Here is a 5,002-nt window from a genome sequence, read left to right on the forward strand (position 1 = left end):
TTGGCCCGCGAGAGTTCGAGCCGGCGTTTGAGCCAGGGCAGGGTGGCACCGGCGGCGCCGGCAATCCAGGCAAGTTCGTAGGTCATGGTCGTGTGTGAAATGACGATGACTCTTTGTATTCAGATGATTTGACAGCCTTGTGAAAACAATATGACCAACAGAAGATTCCTCGACCGAATGCTCCAGCAGGAAGCCCTGAACTTCGTGCTCACCAACCGCCTGCCGCGCGTGGCGCTCACGCGTTTCATGGGCCGCTTCAGTAAGGTGCGCCAGCCACTGGTACGAGATGTGTCCATTGCACTCTTCAAGTTCTTCGGCGGGCTGGATCTGAGTGAGGCGAAGAAGCAGACATTCGACAGCCTGCACGACTGCTTCGTGCGCGAGCTCAAAGACGGCGCGCGGCCTTTCGACGCCGAACCGCAAGTCATCTGCAGCCCCAGCGACGGCATCGTTGGCGGCCACGGCCGCATCGAAGGCGACGAGCTGCTGCAGATCAAGGGCATGCCCTACAGCCTCACCCAGCTGCTGGGCAGTGCGGAGCTGGCGGCGCAGCACGAGGGTGGCACTTATGTGACCCTGCGCCTGCGCGCCAGCATGTACCACCGCTTCCACGCGCCCACCGACTGCACGGTGCGCCGTGTCACGCACATCCAGGGCGATATGTGGAACGTCAATCCCATCGCGCTCAAGCGCGTGCCCAGCCTCTATTGCCGCAATGACCGCGCCGTGATCGAGGCGGTTCTGCCCTCAGGCCAGGCGCTGACTCTGGTGCCCGTGGGCGCCATCCTCGTGGCCAGCGTGCGCCTGCACTTCCTGGGCCTGAACCTGCACCACGACTACCGGGGCGAGCAGGTGATCGCCTGTGATGCGCCGCTCAAGCGCGGGCAGGAGATGGGCTGGTTCGAACACGGCTCGACCATCGTTGTGTTGGCGCCGAAGGGCGTGGAGATCGTGGAAGGGCTGACGACCGGCGCGGAGGTGAGGGCGGGGCAGGCTTTGCTGCGGCGGGTTTGAACGACAGCGCAGGCTGGTACGCAGTGGCTGTCGCAGCGTCCGGGTGCCGATACACGGCTGGCTTTGCCGGTTTGTTATGTGTGTGGCTGTGCGCTATAGTGAGCCGAATTCTTCAATCAAAACAGGCACTTAGCTTGCAGCAAGGGAGGCGACAGGATGAATATCCGTCCATGTTATTCCGCACTTTTGCGGTCCACATCAAATTAGATTGAGGAGGTGCATCTGATGGCGTTACCGTCCTACAAAGACATCGTCGAATTGCTAAAGAAGGGCGCTACTGTCGAAGCACAAGAACAAATCATGGCTCTCCGAGAGGGGGCAATCGCGCTACAGGAAGAGAACTTCGGGCTGCGTGAGAAGGTTAAGAGTCTTGAGGAAGCTTTACGAACTAAAGGGCAACTCACTTTTGATGGTGCCTCGTACTGGCTAATGGAGGGAAACAGCAAAGAGGGCCCGTTTTGTCAACACTGCTACGACATGTCAGGAAAGCTTGTGCGGCTCCAGGACTGGGGGGATTCGTGGATGTGCTTTGCATGCAAGAATTTACCCGACAAGAAGGCGAGATGACGGAGACACAATCTAGCGAATTAATCGAGATGATCACTTACGGATCCCACTCATCTCCAGCATTAGACTTTTGACCAAACCACGGTGCTTGAATGCATGGAAACCTCCGACTGGCTATCCTTGTTGGCTGCAGTAATCTCACTTTGGGCGCTTTATCTCGGAATTCGTGCCGAGAGACGTTCAAAAAAATCGAAGGTGCGCAGAAGATTGGACAACTCCAGCTGACTCTTTTAAATACTCATCTAAAGCTGGAGTTACAGCTTGGACGGTATAGGGAGGCTTTGTCCCGCGCGCATTCGGGGAGTGATGAAGAAGCCACATGGAAGAGGGTCATTGCCAAAGCGTCGGCGCTGGTCGCCGAACTGGAGTCACAGTCCAATAGTCTGTTCGGTGCGACTGTCATAGACGAAGTGGGAATGGAGCAGGCGCTTGCCACTGCAAAGTTGGCGGAACGAACCGCCGAGCACATCGAAAGTCTGCTAGTCCAGATTCCGGCGGCCTAACAAATCGTTGCAACGCCATAACCCATAAAGTGCTCACTTCAGACGCCGGCGGGCGGCCTACTGAACTCGGGCGTCAGCATGGCATAGCAGGATGGACGCATAGCAGCACAGCTTCCGCTCTCTGTGAACCGCGACCTCGTTTTATTAATAGCATTCCGGAAATCCCCGTCATGACTCACGCCTACGTCGTTGGACAGATCACCGTTAAAGACCCCCTGAAATGGGTCGCGTACCGGGACCAGGTGCCCGGCACCTTGCAGCCCTGGGGTGCCGAGCTGGTGTTTCGGGGCCGGCAGCGGGCGGCCCTGGCCGGCGTCAACCCGCATGCAGACATCGTGGTCATACGTTTCCCCAACCTTGCTGCGGCCGACGGGTGGTTCAGGTCCGAGGCCTACCAGGCGCTCATCCCGCTCAGGGAGCAGGCGGCCGATGTCATGCTGACCTCGTATGAGACCTAGGGACGTTCTGGTGACGCAGCGCTGTTGGCTGGGGGGCCAGGCGGCATGAGGCGGTCTGCGCTGTTCATGATCTGTAGGGGTCTGTCGGCTTTGTGTGGGGTCCTGGGCTGTGTCCTGGCCGTGGTGGCCTGGCAGCGCGCCGGCCTGCCTTACAACGAACAAGGCCACTACTTCGATGGTCTGGTCAATTACCATCAGCAGAGTGTGCTGGGCTACGCCCTTGCGGCCCTGGCCGCCTTGCTGCTGGCTGGGGCGCTGGCCTGGGTGGTCTCAGGGACCCGGCGGCGCTGACCGTGTGCCGGCGTTTCCCCGCCCGTGGTGTGCAGCTGAGTCATAGCGACATGCGCCCTTACCAGATTGCAGCGTTGCCTTATTCATCATGACTTTCTCCATGACTTCTTCTCCTCTGCGCTCTTTCTTGTCCCGCCGTCATCTGCTCGCTGCCCTGGCTGTCAGCACCTTGCTGGCTGCCTGCGGCAAAAGGGCGCCCCAGGCTCAGGCGCTGCCCGCGGGCAGCACCGTGCTGGCTCTCGGCGATTCCCTGACCTCGGGCGTGGGCGCCACGCCGGACACGGCCTATCCCACCGTGCTGCAGTCGCTCACGGGCTGGCAGGTGGTCAACGGCGGGGTTTCGGGCGACACCACGGCCCAGGCGCTGGCGCGCTTGCCGGGGCTGCTGCAGGAGCATCAGCCGCGGCTGGTGATCGTGAGCATCGGCGGCAATGATTTCCTGCGGCAGATGAGCGCTGGCACGGCCAAGGCCACGATCCGCGAGCTCAGCCGCACGGCGCAGGCCGGTGGGGCGCAGGTGCTGCTGGTGGCGGTGCCCCAGGTGTCGCTGCTGGCGGCGGGCACGGGCAGCCTCAAGGACCATCCGCTCTATGCCGAACTGGCCGAGGAGCTCAAGCTGCCGCTGCACGCCGAGGGCTGGGCCGATGTGCTGTCACGGCCCGAGCTGCGGGCCGACACCGTGCATGCCAATGCCCAGGGTTATCGCCAGTTCGCGGAGGGTCTGGTGCAGACGCTCCGCAAAGTCGGCTGGCTTATTTAAGCCAAGCCGGCTCAGCCCACGCTGCTCACGCGCAGCACCCAGGCCGTCTTCTGCCAGGCCTGTACTTCTTCCTGCAGCAGCCAGGCCGACTGCGGGTAGCTCGCGCCCCAGGTGGCGGGGTGGCGCAGCTGGACTTCGGTGCCGCCGTCCCACGCCATCTGCAGGCCCTGCAGGTCGGGGTCGCGTCGGGCATGGCAGAGCACGACGGCCAGGCGCAGGGCCAGCAGCTGCAGGGTGAAGGCCGCGTCGTCGAGCTCGAGATCGAGCTTGCGCAGCTTGCCGCGGTGGCCCAGCACGAGCTGGCCCAGGCGGTGGAGTTCGTTCATGGTGAAGCCGGCGGCGTCGGCGTTGTCCAGGATGTAGGCGCCGTGCTTGTGGTAGTCGCTGTGCGAGATGGCGCTGCCGATCTCATGCAGCTGCGCGGCCCAGCCGAGCTTGCGCAGGTGGCGCTCCAGCTCGGGCAGGTTGTGGCCGTGCGCCAGTTGCTGCAGCAGGGTCTCGGCGACCTGGCTCACGCGCCGGGCCTGGGCCGGGTCCACGCCGAAGTTGCGCGCCAGGCGCTGCACGCTGGTGCTGCGCGGGTCGCTCTGCTCGTGTTCGCGGTCCAGCAGGTCGAAGAGGGCGCCATGGCGCAGCGCACCCTGCGACACATGCATCTCCTCGATCTCCAGCAGGGAGAAAACCGCACGCAACACGCTGACGCCGCCGCCGATCACGGCCCGGCGGTCGTCCTTCATGCCCTCGAGGCGCAGGCGCTCGGCGCTGCCGGCCTTGAGCAGGCGGTCGAGCAGCCAGTCCAGGCCTTCGCGGGTGATCAGGCCGGCCGGCCAGCCCGCGACCTGCAGCACGTCGCCCACGGCGCCCACGGTGCCCGAGGAGCCGTAGGCCGTGTCCCAGTCCTGCGGGCGGCAGCTGTTGAGGGCTTCCTCGAGCACGGCCTGGGCCGCGATCTCGGCGGTGTCGAAGGCGGCGGTGCTGAAGATGCCTTCGGGGAAGTAACGCATGGACCAGGCCACACTGCCTACGCGGTAGGAATCCATGAAGCGCGGGCGGTAGCCCTGGCCCAGGATGAGTTCGGTGGAGCGTCCGCCGATGTCCACCACCAGGCGGCGCTCGTCGCTCTGCGGCAGCAGGTGGGACACGCCCTGGTAGATCAGGCGCGCTTCCTCGCGGCCGGAGATGACCTCGATGGGAAAGCCCAGGATCTGCTGTGCGCGGCCCAGGAACTCTTCGCGGTTGCGTGCCTCGCGCAGGGTCTGGGTGGCGACGGCGCGCACCTGGAATTTCTTGAAACCGGCCAGGCGCTCGGCAAAACGGCCCAGGCAGTCCCAGCCGCGCTGCATGGCCTCGCGCGTGAGGTTGCGGTCCTCGTCCAGGCCGTTGCCCTGGCGCACGGTTTCCTTGAGGTA

The 5,002-nt window shown here is 63.6% G+C and carries 7 protein-coding genes; 6 read left to right on the plus strand and 1 reads right to left on the minus strand.

Annotation, left to right across the window (positions count from 1 at the left end; all coding sequences use genetic code 11):
- The first annotated feature begins 177 nt into the window (after positions 1-177).
- The 6 genes from asd to K2R93_19920 all read left to right on the plus strand — a co-directional run bounded on the left by asd (position 178) and on the right by K2R93_19920 (position 3,593).
- Positions 178-1,014: an archaetidylserine decarboxylase gene (gene asd, locus K2R93_19895; GenBank protein MBY0492114.1), complete on the plus strand. Its 837-nt coding sequence runs from the start codon at positions 178-180 to the stop codon at positions 1,012-1,014.
- 216 nt (positions 1,015-1,230) lie between these two features.
- A complete protein-coding gene (locus tag K2R93_19900; GenBank protein ID MBY0492115.1) occupies positions 1,231-1,581 on the plus strand; it encodes a hypothetical protein in 351 nt (116 codons plus the stop codon).
- A gap of 92 nt (positions 1,582-1,673) precedes the next feature.
- Positions 1,674-2,084 carry a hypothetical protein gene (locus K2R93_19905; GenBank protein ID MBY0492116.1) on the plus strand — a complete coding sequence of 137 codons (411 nt, stop codon included), beginning with the start codon at positions 1,674-1,676 and terminating at the stop codon, positions 2,082-2,084.
- Positions 2,085-2,254: 170 nt separating this feature from the next.
- A complete protein-coding gene (locus K2R93_19910) occupies positions 2,255-2,542 on the plus strand; it encodes a DUF1330 domain-containing protein (protein MBY0492117.1) in 288 nt (95 codons plus the stop codon).
- Positions 2,543-2,662: 120 nt separating this feature from the next.
- A complete protein-coding gene (locus tag K2R93_19915; protein MBY0492118.1) occupies positions 2,663-2,833 on the plus strand; it encodes a hypothetical protein in 171 nt (56 codons plus the stop codon).
- A 229-nt stretch (positions 2,834-3,062) separates the two neighbouring features.
- Positions 3,063-3,593 carry a hypothetical protein gene (locus K2R93_19920; protein MBY0492119.1) on the plus strand — a complete coding sequence of 177 codons (531 nt, stop codon included), beginning with the start codon at positions 3,063-3,065 and terminating at the stop codon, positions 3,591-3,593.
- An 11-nt stretch (positions 3,594-3,604) separates the two neighbouring features.
- On the opposite strand, the gene K2R93_19925 is transcribed toward K2R93_19920, so the two are convergent.
- A partial coding sequence (locus K2R93_19925) for a Ppx/GppA family phosphatase (GenBank protein MBY0492120.1) occupies positions 3,605-5,002 on the minus strand: 1,398 nt, incomplete at its 5' end.

This window comes from Gemmatimonadaceae bacterium (assembly GCA_019752115.1).
Taxonomy (GTDB): Bacteria; Gemmatimonadota; Gemmatimonadetes; order Gemmatimonadales; family Gemmatimonadaceae; genus Gemmatimonas.

Bases quoted from the DNA above. Each gene is read 5' to 3' on its own strand.
- asd (MBY0492114.1), top strand. From the start codon at position 178: ATGCTCCAGCAGGAAGCCCTGAACTTCGTGCTCACCAACCGCCTGCCG.
- K2R93_19905 (MBY0492116.1), top strand. From the start codon at position 1,674: ATGCATGGAAACCTCCGACTGGCTATCCTTGTTGGCTGCAGTAATCTC.
- K2R93_19910 (MBY0492117.1), top strand. From the start codon at position 2,255: ATGACTCACGCCTACGTCGTTGGACAGATCACCGTTAAAGACCCCCTG.